General features: G+C 41.9%; 13 protein-coding genes and 2 pseudogenes. 6 read left to right on the top strand and 9 right to left on the bottom strand.

The features are described from left to right. Nucleotides 1–174: 174 nt before the first annotated feature. The 3 genes from LC586_RS36535 to fraC all read right to left on the bottom strand — a co-directional run bounded on the left by LC586_RS36535 (nt 175) and on the right by fraC (nt 2,885). A complete protein-coding gene (locus LC586_RS36535; protein WP_229490454.1) occupies nt 175–954 on the bottom strand; it encodes an ABC transporter permease in 780 nt (259 codons plus the stop codon). 110 nt (nt 955–1,064) lie between these two features. Next, entirely contained in the window at nt 1,065–2,072 is a 1,008-nt protein-coding gene (gene fraD / locus LC586_RS36530; protein ID WP_229490453.1) for a septal junction protein FraD, read from the bottom strand. 273 nt (nt 2,073–2,345) lie between these two features. After that, nucleotides 2,346–2,885 carry a filament integrity protein FraC gene (gene fraC, locus LC586_RS36525; protein ID WP_229490451.1) on the bottom strand — a complete coding sequence of 180 codons (540 nt, stop codon included), beginning with the start codon at nt 2,883–2,885 and terminating at the stop codon, nt 2,346–2,348. 223 nt (nt 2,886–3,108) lie between these two features. On the opposite strand from fraC, the gene LC586_RS36520 reads away from it, so the two are divergent. The 3 genes from LC586_RS36520 to LC586_RS36510 all read left to right on the top strand — a co-directional run bounded on the left by LC586_RS36520 (nt 3,109) and on the right by LC586_RS36510 (nt 5,760). After that, entirely contained in the window at nt 3,109–4,245 is a 1,137-nt protein-coding gene (locus LC586_RS36520; RefSeq protein ID WP_229490449.1) for a cob(I)yrinic acid a,c-diamide adenosyltransferase, read from the top strand. 89 nt (nt 4,246–4,334) lie between these two features. Next, nucleotides 4,335–4,664: a type II toxin-antitoxin system RelE/ParE family toxin gene (locus tag LC586_RS36515; protein ID WP_229490447.1), complete on the top strand. Its 330-nt coding sequence runs from the start codon at nt 4,335–4,337 to the stop codon at nt 4,662–4,664. Next, nucleotides 4,657–5,760, top strand: coding sequence for a helix-turn-helix domain-containing protein (locus tag LC586_RS36510; protein ID WP_229490445.1), 1,104 nt, complete (start codon nt 4,657–4,659; stop codon nt 5,758–5,760). The genes LC586_RS36515 and LC586_RS36510 overlap by 8 nt, the downstream gene beginning before the upstream one ends. 66 nt (nt 5,761–5,826) lie before the next feature. On the opposite strand, the gene LC586_RS36505 is transcribed toward LC586_RS36510, so the two are convergent. From LC586_RS36505 to LC586_RS40965, 6 genes and pseudogenes are all read right to left on the bottom strand, one after another. Then, nucleotides 5,827–6,795, bottom strand: coding sequence for a GGDEF domain-containing response regulator (locus LC586_RS36505; protein WP_229490443.1), 969 nt, complete (start codon nt 6,793–6,795; stop codon nt 5,827–5,829). Continuing rightward, nucleotides 6,792–7,445: an Hpt domain-containing protein gene (locus tag LC586_RS41315; RefSeq protein WP_309143430.1), complete on the bottom strand. Its 654-nt coding sequence runs from the start codon at nt 7,443–7,445 to the stop codon at nt 6,792–6,794. Before LC586_RS41315 ends, LC586_RS36505 begins: the two co-directional genes overlap by 4 nt. A gap of 81 nt (nt 7,446–7,526) precedes the next feature. Further along, a pseudogene (locus tag LC586_RS42265) lies at nt 7,527–7,655 on the bottom strand (response regulator); the annotation flags it as partial. A 530-nt stretch (nt 7,656–8,185) separates the two neighbouring features. Further along, nucleotides 8,186–8,422 carry a hypothetical protein gene (locus tag LC586_RS36485; protein WP_229468434.1) on the bottom strand — a complete coding sequence of 79 codons (237 nt, stop codon included), beginning with the start codon at nt 8,420–8,422 and terminating at the stop codon, nt 8,186–8,188. A 455-nt stretch (nt 8,423–8,877) separates the two neighbouring features. After that, on the bottom strand, nt 8,878–9,228 hold the full coding sequence (locus tag LC586_RS36480) for a hypothetical protein (protein WP_100900965.1): 351 nt from the start codon (nt 9,226–9,228) through the stop codon (nt 8,878–8,880). Between the two features lie 700 nt (nt 9,229–9,928). Continuing rightward, complete coding sequence (locus LC586_RS40965; RefSeq protein WP_267921791.1) at nt 9,929–10,057, bottom strand: P-loop NTPase family protein; 129 nt, start codon at nt 10,055–10,057, stop codon at nt 9,929–9,931. Nucleotides 10,058–10,187: 130 nt separating this feature from the next. Between LC586_RS40965 and gatB the strand changes: the two genes are divergently transcribed. From gatB to argJ, 3 genes and pseudogenes are all read left to right on the top strand, one after another. Then, the gene (gatB, locus tag LC586_RS36475) at nt 10,188–11,663 is read left to right on the top strand and encodes an Asp-tRNA(Asn)/Glu-tRNA(Gln) amidotransferase subunit GatB (RefSeq protein ID WP_229490455.1); all 1,476 of its coding nucleotides are present in this window, start codon (nt 10,188–10,190) and stop codon (nt 11,661–11,663) included. 771 nt (nt 11,664–12,434) lie between these two features. Next, nucleotides 12,435–12,506: pseudogene (locus LC586_RS42260) on the top strand (HNH endonuclease); the annotation flags it as partial. Between the two features lie 142 nt (nt 12,507–12,648). Then, nucleotides 12,649–13,890: a bifunctional ornithine acetyltransferase/N-acetylglutamate synthase gene (argJ, locus tag LC586_RS36470; protein WP_229490441.1), complete on the top strand. Its 1,242-nt coding sequence runs from the start codon at nt 12,649–12,651 to the stop codon at nt 13,888–13,890. Nucleotides 13,891–14,194 lie beyond the last annotated feature (304 nt).

The raw sequence follows: 14,194 nt of genomic DNA, 5'->3' as shown, positions 1-14,194 counted from the left end.
TTTGGAGTTTGGAGTTTGGAGTTTGGAGTTTGGAGTTTGGAGTTTGGAGTTTGGAGTTTGGAGTTTGGAGTTTGGAGTTTGGAGTTTGGAGTTTGGAGTTTGGAGTTTGGAGTTTGGAGTTTGGAGTCAGGAGAGAAGAACTTTCTGTTTGCCCCAATGCCCAATGGCCAATGACTAAAACTCACGTTGTGAGAAGATAAAAATAGCGATCGCTAACAACATGGCACTATAAAGTAAGCCATAGCCAGCATTTGTAATCAGTGCGGTTGTGTCAGGTAGTGCTTGCAGACCATAAACGGCATTATTTTTCAAATCTAATCGAGATAAATCTGGCAAGATGAGAAACAAACCTTGAGTTAGACGTTCCATACCAGGGTTGCGGCTCAGACGACCAAGTTGTACTAAATCTTGAGTAATATTGCCGATTAAATATACCGCAAAGGTTAAAACAGTCGCCAGTAAAGAAGCAGTAAAAACACCAAAGGTAATAGCCACAGAGGTGATTAATGACAACTGCAAAAATAAGAAAATTGCAGCAATTAGAATGCTCGTCGTTGGATGAGGAATGTTACCAAATTGCAGAAATACCAGATAAATTGCTGTCATTGTGGCGATAAGCACAGCTAATACTGCGGATAAACCTAAGTATTTGCCGACGATAATTTCGCTGCGGCTGACAGGTTTAGCAATTAATACCAAAATAGTGCGTTTTTCAATTTCTTTATTAACCAGTCCCGTACCAATAAATATCGTCACAATTAACCCGATGGCGTTCATCGCCGCCATGCCAAAATCTAAAAACATTTTGTCTTCAGTCGTAGCTGCAAATTCAGGAAGGACGCGGAAGGCAGTGGCGAGCATTAGCGCATAAAAACCAATAATATATAGGATGCGATCGCGTACCACTTCCTGAAACACATTCTTTGCCAATACAAAAATTCTGTTGATAGTCATTTGTCATTAGTCATTGGTCATTAGTCATTGGTCATTAGTCATTAGTCAAGAGTTAGAAATTCTTCCCCTGCTCCCCCTATTCCCCACTCCCCACTCCCCATTCCCTACCTTCACTGTTGCGGAGGCGGTGAGCCAGGAATCAATTTACTGGCGCGATCGCATTCAATTTCTGCAATTGTAATCTTATTGTCTGAGTTGGTAGTTGCTGCAACTGGTTCAATGCGACAAGATTTTTTCAAGTAATAGCCCCGTGGGTTAGAACTCGGGCCCATCCAAATACTTAATAAATCTAATATATATCCAGACTTAGCATTAGCTACGTGCGGTTCAATGCGCCATAGTTCCTTTTCTTCATATTTGCCCAGGTTTTTTTGTATTACTTCCCTACCCAGACTTCCTACCCGTTGTTTCGCATCTAGCAACCATTTCTCTACTTCCGACCAAGGTCTTTGGGCTATTTGTTCTACTACTATTGGTTGAACTTTCTCTAGAATTATAGCGCCGTTTCGTGGGATTTTTAGTCGTTCTTCTGTTCTGACAACAACGGTACTACTTCTAAAAGTATCTGCCTGCAAACTAGGATATTCTTGGAACCAATTATTCATCACAAAGTGAAACTGAATCCAGCAACTTAGCAGCATACTACTAGCAACTAAAATTATGATTCTTTGGCGGTCTTCTGGTTTAGGAATTCGAGCTTTTGCATCGGTATCATTTCCTTCAATAAATTCTGGTATAGCGGTAATTAGCGCTGAAATTGTCGGCCAAAAAACGATTGTTCTTGGTGTAATGACATCCTGTTGATTTCCAAATGCAAAAACACTCACTAAGAATCCAGTGATCACTGCCCCGACTGGCATAAAAGTACCAGGAACCCTCAAAGGGTCTTCAGTTGTATACCAAGCTGTACCAGCAATTAAAAATAACCAACCGAAAAAGGCAATTATATCTTTGATATAACCTATAGCAAAATATGAAACTACCCAAGAAAAAACACTCAAATAAATAAATGTTTGCCAAGAATAAGCTTTGGGTGGAACTAATACCTTTCTAATTCCTGCATAAAGCCCTTCAGCAAATTTAAAAACCCCAAATACATCTTTAAGTAGCGTATTCATATTCTTACCTCCACCTGATTAATTAACTAGTTCCGTGGGTTTAAGTCCCCCGGTTCAATAAAAATTTTGTTTTGTGTTGGGGTTAAATCCCCATTAGAAAACAAAATTTACTGTCTTCGTAGCGGTAGCGAGTCTGCGTTCGCGCAGCGTCTCGTAGAGAGCGTCATTACGAATTACGTTAGCGTAGCGGGGCGTTCGCGTTTAGCGTCTCGAAGAGAAGCCCATTACGAATTATTTAATCACTAGTCTTCCTTTAAATGAAGTAAGTTTTTCCTACTTTGAGCGAAATATTAAAATAATGGTTATAGCACTATAACTCAGAGAATTCGCTATTAATGTAGTAATCACTAAATTGGTATTTTGTAATTTAGCAGTGCTAAAACTACGCCATCGCCGCCGTTGAGATGTTTGAGGCTCCTCTTGTTTTTTAGCAACTGGTTCCCTCAATGATAGTAGTAATACTCTTAAAATGAAAAACTTCATTATAAAAGTAGCAAAGAAAATTATAAAAGCAGTTAAAATTAATAAACTTTGTGTATTCGCTGATTTAAAATTATTAAAAAACATATAGTTAATTAATTCTGATTTCAGTTGTATCGACAACATTGGTTCTGCTACAAAAAATATGAACCAACCAATTACACTAGAAAACAGATTCATAGAGATAGCATAAAAAATGCTAGTTTTTTTGTCAAATTTTAGTCGATTGTGCAAAACATACGCTTCAATCGGGATGGCAATCAGTACAAATAAAAAGTCAAACAGAATTCCACCAATAGGAAAAATCCTGGGAAGCATCCAATTTTCAGGCATAAATGGTGAAGGGTTAGGGTTAACTGTAGAGAGTATAACTGGGATAGTGAGGGTGATGGGGGAAATTATCTGATTGTTATTGTCTTTTACTATGTTGGTGTGCTAGCATTCCATTTTTGATATTATTTATACATGATACTGATGCATCAGAGGAGCAGTTTCTCTACCTAAGAGTACAAGACGTTAGGTAAGATTAAAGACTGCCACTTATAGCTTTTGAGAAATGACAAGGAACGGTATTGGTATTCGCACGGCGCAAGTGCGACAGGAACGGCTCGTTGGTCAAATTCACGTCTACGATGGCGTGGGTAAAGGTAAGTCCCAAGCGGCTTTGGGGGTGGTTTTACGCTCTATTGGCTTGGGGATAAATACGCCTAGCAATTCTAACCGCGTTTTACTGCTGCGGTTTTTAAAAGGGCCTGAACGTGATTATGACGAAGATGGCGCGATCGCAGCTTTGCAACGCGGGTTTCCTCATTTAATTGACCAGGTTCGCACTGGAAGAGCCGAATTTTTTGGTCATGACGAAATTACCACTTTTGACCGAGATGAAGCGATGCGGGGTTGGGATGTAGCCAAAGGCGCGATCGCTAGTGGTTTATATTCAGTTGTCGTCTTGGATGAAATTAACCCAGTTCTGGATTTGGGTTTGCTACCAGTGGATGAAGTGGTAAAGACATTAAAATCCAAACCCCAAGAATTGGAAATCATTGCTACCGGACGCGCCGCACCGCAAAAGTTGCTCGATATTGCAGATTTGCACTCAGAAATGAAACCTCATCACCACCCAACAGCTAAAGCTCTCTTCCTTGAAGGGATTGAAATTTATACTGGTGCTGGTAAAGGCAAGTCTACTAGTGCTTTGGGCAAAGCCTTACAAGCCATTGGTAGGGGAATTAATCATCCAGGGTCTACCCGTGTGCTGATTATGCAGTGGCTTAAAGGTGGTACTGGTTACACAGAAGACGCTGCGATCGCCGCCTTGCAGCAGTCATATCCAGAAGTGGTGGATCATCAGCGCTGCGGTGGAGATGCGATCGTCTGGCGAAATTCCCGGCAAGAATTAGACTATGTAGAAGCCGAACGGGGTTGGGAAATCGCTAAAGTTGCGATCGCCTCTGGTCTATATAAAACTATTATTCTTGATGAACTCAATCCCACCGTTGATTTAGAATTGCTCCCCGTTGAACCCATTGTCCAAGCTTTACTCCGCAAACCCCGTGACACCGAAATCATTATTACTGGTCGCTGCCAAAACCCACCAGCGTACTTCGACTTGGCTAGCGTCCACTCAGAGGTTTATTGCCACAAACACTATGCTAATCAAGGTGTAGAACTTAAACGAGGGGTAGATTTTTAGGCGTCGCGGATTAGTTGATATCCTAGATTCTCTGTGAAAATAACAAATTTATTTACCAAAATGGTAAACTTATATTAGTCTGGTAACGCATGGAAATCACCTTCGCTGACGGCAAACTGCAAAAGCTATGCGAACAACAAAACCTAGCGCAAAGAAAATTGGGTGCAAACTGTGCCAAGAAATTGACAGCCCGATTGGCTGACCTTGCAGCTGTTAGCTGTCTCAAGGAATTGTTTGCAGGTCATCCCCATCCCTTAAAAGGAGATAGGGCAGGTGAATTTGCAGTAAACCTAGAAGGTGGTAAACGACTTGTATTTAAACCAGACAACGACCCCATCCCCCTTACCGAGGATGGAAGCATTGATCGGTCAAAAGTTACTGCTGTTTGTATTGTTTCCATTGAAGATTACCATGATTGAGACAACCCGTACCTTTACTCCAGATTGGGTATCTCCTCCCGGTGATACCATCGCTGATATATTAGAAGAGCGTGATTGGACACAAGTACAGTTAGCAGAGCGGTTAGGCTACACTACCAAACATATCAGCCTACTCATCAACGGCAAAGCACCCATCAACGAAGAAACAGCCCTAAAGCTAGAACGAGTTTTAGGGAGTACAACAGCATTTTGGCTTAATCGTGAAGCCCAATATCGCGCTGGTTTAGCACGGATAGAAGAAGAAAACCGCTTAAAGGGGTGGACATCTTGGTTAGATCAATTACCAGTCAAAGAATTGATGAACCAAGGTGTAATTCCTAAGTGCCGTTTAATTGCCAAGAATAAGCCTGGTTTGGTAAAAAAGTTACTGCAATTTTTCGGTGTTGCCTCGCCGGAAGATTGGCAGAATTATTATGCAGGTATGGAAGTTGCTTTTCGTCGTACACGCGAAGAGCAAAGTGATGTTGGTGCTATTTCCACTTGGTTGCGCTTGGGGGAAATAAAAGCAGAACAACTAGACTCTCCCAAGTACACTAAACCAAAATTTGAAAAGGCAGTGCGGCAAATTCGCACTTTGACGGTGTTACCGCCAGAGGAGTTTGAACCACAGATGCAAAAGTTGTGCTGGGAAGCAGGGGTTGTGCTTGTTTTAATACCATCAATAAAGAGAGCGCACGTCAGTGGTGTCGCACGGTGGTTAAACCCGCATAAGGCACTGATTCAACTTTCGCTTTACGGTAAAACCAATGAGCGCTTCTGGTTTAATTTTTTCCATGAAGCAGCGCATATTTTGCTACATGATAAAGAAAATATTTTTCTCGATGAATGGAATAGTGGGGAAAGTTTGAAATCAAAGCAGGAACGCCAAGCAGATAAATGGTCGCGGGAATTTTTGATCCCACCTGAGTATGAAGGGGAATTAACGAAGCTTAAATCTGAAAATGATGTGATTGATTTTGCGGAACGTATCAGTATTCATCCTGGTATAGTTGTAGGTCGGCTGCAACATGATCATCTAATTGATCCGTCTTGGATGAATGGTTTAAAGTTGAGGAAGAGCATTTTCAAGGCATAGAATAAGCAGACAATAATCCAAGCCGATACGTTTAAAACAGGCTGGAAATGTGTCGATTTTGGCGCACTAGCGGAAATTTTTACTTTGGGGTAGTAGAATATTTTGCACAAAGCGATCGCGTCCTGCTGCCTTTGCTTGATACAACGCCCGATCTGCGGCATAAATCATTTCTTCTAAGTTAGAATCTGGCTCAGGAATTTCTGTCGTAAACCCAGCACTAATGGTTACATGAGGACTAACTTGGGAATTTTTATGAGGAATTGCTAGTGTTCGCACAGCATGACAAATGTTGTTGGCAACATGAGTCGCACCCTCGGTGTCTGTGTTAGGTAAAATCACAGCAAATTCTTCCCCACCATAACGGGCAACTAAATCACCGGGACGCTTAATAATATCTTTGAGCGCTTTAGCAATTTCTTGAAGACAGCGATCGCCTATCCGATGACCATAAGTATCGTTATATAATTTGAAGAAATCAACATCGCAAAGAATCAGGGAAAGGGGGCATTTATCCCGTTTCATGCGCTGCCATTCTTGGTTAAAATACTCTTCAAACCCTCGGCGGTTAGCAACTTGAGTTAATCCATCGATAGTAACTAATCGCTGCAATTCCACATTAACGGCTTCCAGTTTTTGCTGTAACTGAGATTGCTCAATCAAGCGTTTTACCCGTTGTCGCAAAACTGCCCAGTGGACTGGTTTGGTAACATAATCCATTGCCCCCACTTCAAATGCGCGGTCAACTGACTCTTGATCCTCAAGTCCTGTAACCATTAAAACTGGAGTGTACTTGCTAGAATCAAAATTCTGTAACTGAGTGCAGCACTCGAACCCATCCATATCTGGCATCATGGCATCAAGAAGTACTATATCAGGATGCAATTGGTTAAAAACATTTATTGCCTCTATGCCATTTTGAGCTTCTGCTATTTGATAGCCTTCCCGCTCTAAGAAATGCCGCAGTATCAGGCGGATAAAAGGTTCATCATCAACAATTAGAACTAAAGATTGGCTTTCTTGAGCATCGGCTTTCATGGTAATTCCTTCGCAAGTTCTTGTTCTAAAGCAGTTTTAACTTGTTCATATTCCTGATATAGTTGTGAGATTAATTCTAGGCTGTTTTCTAATTTACTGCTGCATCCCTGTGTTTCTAACACCTTGCAAAGCTGTGCCAGGGCGATCGCTCCAACAGAAGCACTGCTAGACTTAAGTTGGTGGGCTGTGTACCATAGAGTCTGGGCATCCTGAGTTGTGATAGCTGTGCTGATATCTTGTACCAGTCTGGGTGTCTCTGTAAGATAACACTCAATCAGTTCAACAAATGCCACACGATCTCCTCTGAGCATATTCTGCAAGGATTGGAGAATTTTGGCATCGATTTTAGCGGTTTTTAATGTCTGGTTTTGCTCTGACTGGATGATATTTTGCAAAGGTTGCAATTCTAAGGACATCACTTTACCTTGTTTTCCTCTCGAAGTAAATTCAGAACTTCTTTGAGGTGGGCATTTGCTGAGTGCCTCGGCTAACTCTTGAAGCTGAATCGGTTTACTAATGTAGTCATCCATACCAGCAGCAAGACAGACTTCGCGATCGCCCCGCATTGCATTGGCAGTTATCGCAATGATATGGGGACGAAAGCCCACTCCCCATTCTTGATAGATTCTCCGAGTTGCTTCTAACCCAATACAGTTCAGTTAAGCATTTCTTTCTTCTCTTCCTTTGCGTTCTTTGCGTCCTTTGCGGTTCGTTAAACAAATTGACTTTGACTAATATTTAAGCCTTAACTGAACCGTATTGGCTTCTAACCCATCCATTTTGGGCATGTGGACATCCATCAACACTACGTCGAATGGCTTTTTTTGCAAAGCCTTTAGCACTTCTACCCCATTGCTTACGACATCCGCCTTGCGGTACTAGGCTTCTGTATGAGACGCGATCGCTAATGTGGTGCTGACGCGAATAAACTTAAAGTTACTGGCTTACCAACACCCTACGCGCAAAGGCTTACTGTCTGGTGAATTGGCAAGGGCGGCTCGGAAACTCGGATTTGAAAACGTAAAATACAAAGGTCGATATGCCAATACGCTTGGCTTTGTGAAAAATTGCTTTGTTGGGTTAAGCAAAGCGCAACCCAACAAAGCCCCGGAAATGTTGGGTTACCCTGCGGGATCTTGCTACGTTCCTCAACCCAACCTACACAGTTTAAGGTTTTTAGCGTTAACTCAACTGTATTGGTCGATATGCTCGTTGACAACATCCAGAATTTTTAAGTGAAGCGTGAATTGTAATCTGGAGTTGTAAGCGATGTCTTTGATGGGCTACGCCTACACATTTTTAATTTTTTTATCGAGGAAGGCAGAGGGCAGTTCGAGCTTACGAAAAACTGCCCTCTTTATAAGATAGGTCTATTGCCTATACTTATACCTTAAATCACAACTTCTTGGCGTTGACAATCAAAAACAACCATGTAGGAAGCATTTGCTCTTTCCTGGGGGAGGTGCCGCATATAGCCTTCGGCATCAGAACGGCTGCGGAAGCGAGCAACAATCTCGCGTTGCGTATTAGGAAGTAGACGCGCGATCGCCCAAGAATTGAGGCGTTCTTTATAGGCAATAGCTTGATTGTCTGATTTGGAAGCTTTGTAATCCGTATTTTCTGGCATAATTATGTTAACCGTATGAAGTTTAATGAAGGGCGTTAATTAGTTTCTAGGTAGGAATGCACTAACGCTTTTTTTTAATGCTGCTGCCACCTTGTTATTCGATTATTGAAAAATTGTCAACACTGAGCGCTATATTTTAGACCACTGAAGTTGGAATTTTCAGGTGGCAATGAATCTCAAAGCCTTAATTTGTAATTGTTTCCAGGCAGAACAATGCTCAAGCAGAAAGTTTGGTAAATATTGGGTTTGTCTGATTTGTATCCATACACACAAGTAAAATCTTCATCAGTGTTAAAATTAACGTCAACGTCTTAAAAAATACTATTAAAAAATTTATATCTCAAAGCTCTCAAAGCACTTGAAAACGAGAACAACAGAAAAAAGTGTGCATTCTGACTTAAGGCGGAGCAAGAGTTGCTCCGCCCCTGAATTCTTTTTCAATTTTACCTATCTCTTCACCACTCCTTATCTAGTAGAGATTCAAATTCAGCTTGTAAGGCGGTTATATCCGCCAATCTTGCGACTAGTAAATTATCCTTACCAGCATCAGTTAAACGTACTTTCCAATAACGAATGCTGTCTGAGTTATTCAACCAAAACTGAATCACGGTATCTACCACTTGATCCAGATTCCAATCCCACTTTGCTGGAACTGATTCCACTGATTCTAGAAACGTATCTAGTGTACAGGTATGCATTCCCAAGTATTCCACACCTTGGTGGGGTGGTTTTTGCCCATTTTGCTGTTGGTGATTAAAAAACTGCAAAAGTGGAGATACTCCGACAATATCAAAAGTGTATTTCATGCTAGCACTCCCAATTTTATATTATTTGCAGTAAAGCTTTAGTTTTTTCTAACATAACGTCTAAAAAGTAGCTAAAGCATCTAGAAAAAGTATATTTTATATCTATATCATAGGCATTAAATCTCAGTCAACAATTAGCACTAACAAGCTTTGAGTGCTAATTTTATTTAATAATTTGATTTATTCTTAAAGAGTTTAAATAATTAATTAATGAGTGTATATAGGAATCGCAAATTGTTTTTGAAAAATTTTAAGTAGTCTTGTAGGGTGTGTTAGACGAAAGTACGGCATCAAAAGCTTAAAATGGCGCGTTATGCTATCGCTAACACACCCTACGTGGATTTCAAAAATCAAATCGGAGTTCTATATATTTTTAAGAATTATATAATTAATTTCCTTACGACTTGTAAAGGCTTGATCTTCCCTAACCCTCCTTAAAAAGGAGGTAATTAGAGCAAGCTTTTTTAGAGGAGTCAGCCGTGTGCATATTTCCCCCCGTTGAGCGAAATGGCGTAGGTTGGGGGTATCTTCGTGGATAATTATCACTAACCCAAGCGTATTGCTTTAGGTGTAGGGTTGAATTTCATATTTTTACTTCCAGTTAAAGATACGAATATTGTTAAAGTTAATCACGTCAACTTCTACACTCTAAAGATAACTTGCTAGCTTGAAGTCATCAGTTAGTACAAGATACTTTCCTTTAGATAAAGTCAGGATTCCAATACCAAGCATCCAAGTGAATCACTTCTAAGCCTAAGATGGTTCCCAGTTCGCGGGCTAGGGTAGATTTACCAGCACCCCCAGAACCAATAATTAAGATTTTCTTCACCTTGTGTTTGCATCTCCCTTTTCAAGCTCATGAGGATAAGCAATTGCTCACCCAAATAACCGTCTTCAGGGCAACTCAATACGCCGCTACAATAGTACCACTACAAGGATTATGCCCAAATATTGATATTATGACCATTGCTACGACCGTAAAAACTGAGTATGAAGCGATTATTGGCCTAGAAACCCATTGTCAGCTGAGTACTAACACCAAGATTTTCTCTAATAGCTCTACAGCATTCGGTGCTGACCCAAATACTAACATTGATCCGGTTTGTATGGGTTTACCTGGGGTCTTACCTGTACTCAATGAAAAAGTATTAGAATACGCCGTCAAGGCTGGTTTGGCACTGAATTGTCAAATCGCTAGATATAGCAAATTTGACCGTAAACAGTATTTTTATCCTGACTTACCCAAAAATTACCAAATTTCTCAATATGATCTACCGATCGCAGAACATGGTTGGTTAGAAATTGAGTTGGTAGATGCTGAGGGGAATCCGACTCGTAAGCGGATTGGGATCACACGTCTGCACATGGAAGAAGATGCTGGAAAATTGGTACACGCAGGTAGCGATCGCCTCTCCGGTTCTTCCTATTCTTTGGTAGACTACAATCGCGCAGGTGTACCGTTAGTAGAAATTGTCTCGGAACCTGACTTGCGTTCTGGATTAGAAGCAGCTGAATATGCTGAAGAATTGCGCCGGATTGTGCGCTATCTCGGCGTGAGTGACGGTAATATGCAAGAAGGATCTCTGCGCTGCGATGTCAACATTTCTGTGCGTCCAGTGGGACGAAAGGAATTTGGCACTAAGGTAGAAATTAAAAACATGAACTCGTTCAGCGCCATCCAACGAGCGATTGACTACGAAATTGAACGTCAAATTGCAGCCATTGAAGCAGGCGATCGCATTATTCAAGAAACTCGGCTGTGGGAAGAAGGCGCTCAACGCACAAGTAGTATGCGGGTGAAGGAAGGTTCTAGCGATTACCGTTACTTCCCCGAACCAGATTTAGCACCAATTGAGGTGACAGATGAACAATTAGAGCAATGGCGCAGCGAACTACCAGAATTACCAGCCCAAAAACGCCATCATTATGAAAGTGAGTTGGGGCTTTCGGCTTACGATGCGCGAGTGCTGACAGAAGATCGTTCAATAGCAGAATATTTTGAAACTGCGATCGCATCTGGAGCAAATCCGAAAGCTGCTGCAAACTGGATTACTCAAGATATCGCAGCTCACCTCAATAAGCAAAAACTCAGTATTACTGAAATCGGCCTAACTCCCACCAATCTAGCTGATATCATCACTCGCATTGAAACGGGCAAAATTAGCAATGCTCAAGCTAAAGAAAAGTTGCCAGATTTGCTCAGTGGTATTTCTCCTGAAAAAGCCTTTGCCGGTCAAGAGTTAATCACCGATCCTAGTGTACTAGAACCCATCGTTGATGAAGTCATAGCTGCCAATCCCAAAGAACTAGAAAAGTATCGCAACGGGAACACCAACCTCAAAGGCTTCTTTGTCGGACAAGTTCTGAAAAAGACAGGTAAACGTGCTGATCCTAAGCTGACTAACGAATTGGTGGAGAAAAAACTGAACGCCTAATACCGCAAGGCCCAAGGCGGAAGTCAAAAGTCAAAAGTTTTGTATATTAAGGCTTTTGCAAGTTTTAAAATAGTAGCTTGATTTACGTCCTGCTGTACTAATGGTTTGTCTCATTAAATTTGCTGGGTTCGTAGTAAGCACTAAACTGCTCACTATAAACTCATCATAATTAATGCGACAGACTACTAGTACTCTGTCAAGTCAAGTTTGCTGAGTGAGGGATGCAGAGGGGAATTGCAGTAAGTCTTTCCTCAATTCCCAAGTAAGTAGGACTTACGCACTGTACAAATGCATCGTGATGTCCATTACCTATCTTGAGGAAGTTTTCAGGCTTTTCTTAATTATCCTGCGATCGTCAATAGACCATGCTGTAGGGGCTAAGCTTTTGCTGTGCCCTTACAAAAGATATGGTTTTTAACCTTAATCCATATTTGGTATTTATTGTCAATGCGTAAGTCCTAGTAAGTATTTTCCCGGTGATTCTTCACAAAATCTTCATATAAAAACTGGTGACAGCCCGCATACCTAAAATGCTATGCTGTGCTAAGTAGATGCACCCTGATGATCTGGAGAGCTGCCTAAGTGGCTCTCTTTTTTATTTGATTTATGTGGTATTTACGTAAAAGCTTCATCAACTTTTTAGAAATAATTGGAATAGATAAGTATTAACCCTTGCATAAGGAGTGATATGTTGTAGTAAAAGATGCACCGTAATGATCTGGAGAGCGACCCAAGTGGCTCTCCTTTTTTGCTTTTGTCTTTCGTCATAAGAAAGGTAAAAACAATTATGCTAATTGCCAACTAGTGCATTATTATTGCCATCAGCAAATAAACTCACAATAAAAGGGAGTGGGGAGTACAGGAAGCAGGGGAAGTAGGGGAAACGAATAACTCTTAACTTCTAACTCCTAACTCAGCACTTTTCCAAAGCACTTTTCAAAAGTACAAATTGACCTATCCAACCTGATAGTTGTAAGGAAGAATAATGGCAGATTGGCAAAAAATCACAGGTGGCATCACAGCACCAAGGGGGTATCAAGCGGCGGGAATTACCGCAGGGTTGAAACCTTCGGGGTTGCCAGATTTAGCTTTGATATTCTCAGAGGTGGAAGCGATCGCAGCTGGTGTGTTCACCACTAGCCAAGTTAAAGCTGCCTGCGTAGAATATTGTCGCCAACGCTTGCAAGCTAAACAGAGCGCTCGTGCCATCCTCTGCAACGCCGGACAAGCAAATGCTGCTACAGGGACTCAAGGCTACCTTGATACTTTAGAATCTGCTATGGCAGTAGGTCAAGCACTAAACATCCCATCTGAATCTGTGTTAGTGGCTTCCACTGGCGTGATTGGTCAAAGAATTAAGATGGATGCTTTGCGAAGCGGGATTCCCAAGGTAGTAGCAGCACTATCAGAAACAGGCTCAGATGCCGCCGCCGGAGCGATTATCACTACAGACTTGGTAACTAAATCCATCGCCCTGGAGACAACTATAAGCGAACGCCCAGTACGAATTGGCGGCATTGCCAAGGGTTCCGGTATGATTCACCCCAACATGGCAACCATGCTGGCATTTGTTACTTGTGATGCCGTGGTTTCGCCTCACCTTTGGCAGCAGATGTTAGCAAGGGCAGCTGATAGAAGCTTTAATTCCATTACTGTGGATGGCGATACCAGCACCAACGACAGCTTAATCGCCTTGGCAAACGGTCAATCTCGTACCCCAGCAATTATAGAATTGGGCGCAGAAGCAGAGAAATTAGAGGCGATGTTAACAGCAGTTTGTCAGCATTTAGCTAAAGCGATCGCTCGTGATGGTGAAGGCGCAACCTGTCTCATTGAAGTGGAAGTAACAGGGGCCCATGATGAACTCTCAGCCCGACAAATAGCCAAAACCATCGCTGGTTCATCCTTAGTTAAATCTGCAATCTTTGGACGTGACCCCAACTGGGGACGCATCGCCGCCGCCGCCGGACGTGCAGGTGTGCCCTTTGAGCAAGAAAACCTGCAAATTAAGCTAGGTCATTTCTTAATGTTGGAAAATGGGCAACCTCTACAATTTGACCGTGCAGCAGCGAGTGCTTATTTGAAAAAAGCAGTGGCGGGTGCTTATCTCCAACAGGATACTGTATTAATCTCCGTTAACGTTGGCAATGGTCATGGTTCAGGTAGAGCTTGGGGTTGTGATTTGAGTTACGACTACGTGAGGATTAACGCCGAATACACTACTTAAAATCTCTTTTACAGGTATACGGTTTTTACTTTCAGCTTGATACAAATGCGTTTTTAGGGTAGTACAGCTAGCTGTGCTACCCTAAATCATAGTGCCAACATAATAGTCTTCATAAATAAGAGTTTATATATTAGAAAATACTACTAATAATATGATGTCCGGGCAATTAAATAATTCCTAATTCGTAATGACGCTCGTTCCGACGCTCGTTCCGACGCTCGTTCCGACGCTCGTTCCGACGCTCGTTCCGACGCTCGTTCCGACGCTCGTTCCGACGCTCGTTCCGACGCTCGTTCCGACGCTC

Source organism: Nostoc favosum CHAB5714 (assembly GCF_020829495.1).
GTDB lineage: Bacteria > Cyanobacteriota > Cyanobacteriia > Cyanobacteriales > Nostocaceae > Nostoc > Nostoc favosum.
The sequence above is the reverse complement of the archived record's forward strand: the minus strand, read 5'-3'. Positions and strand labels throughout refer to the sequence as shown.

Bases quoted from the DNA above. Each gene is read 5' to 3' on its own strand.
- LC586_RS36485 (WP_229468434.1), bottom strand. From the start codon at position 8,422: ATGCCAGAAAATACGGATTACAAAGCTTCCAAATCAGACAATCAAGCT.
- fraC (WP_229490451.1), bottom strand. From the start codon at position 2,885: ATGCCTGAAAATTGGATGCTTCCCAGGATTTTTCCTATTGGTGGAATT.
- fraD (WP_229490453.1), bottom strand. From the start codon at position 2,072: ATGAATACGCTACTTAAAGATGTATTTGGGGTTTTTAAATTTGCTGAA.
- LC586_RS36510 (WP_229490445.1), top strand. From the start codon at position 4,657: ATGATTGAGACAACCCGTACCTTTACTCCAGATTGGGTATCTCCTCCC.
- LC586_RS36515 (WP_229490447.1), top strand. From the start codon at position 4,335: ATGGAAATCACCTTCGCTGACGGCAAACTGCAAAAGCTATGCGAACAA.
- LC586_RS36505 (WP_229490443.1), bottom strand. From the start codon at position 6,795: ATGAAAGCCGATGCTCAAGAAAGCCAATCTTTAGTTCTAATTGTTGAT.
- LC586_RS36520 (WP_229490449.1), top strand. From the start codon at position 3,109: ATGACAAGGAACGGTATTGGTATTCGCACGGCGCAAGTGCGACAGGAA.
- gatB (WP_229490455.1), top strand. From the start codon at position 10,188: ATGACCATTGCTACGACCGTAAAAACTGAGTATGAAGCGATTATTGGC.
- argJ (WP_229490441.1), top strand. From the start codon at position 12,649: ATGGCAGATTGGCAAAAAATCACAGGTGGCATCACAGCACCAAGGGGG.
- LC586_RS36535 (WP_229490454.1), bottom strand. From the start codon at position 954: ATGACTATCAACAGAATTTTTGTATTGGCAAAGAATGTGTTTCAGGAA.
- LC586_RS36480 (WP_100900965.1), bottom strand. From the start codon at position 9,228: ATGAAATACACTTTTGATATTGTCGGAGTATCTCCACTTTTGCAGTTT.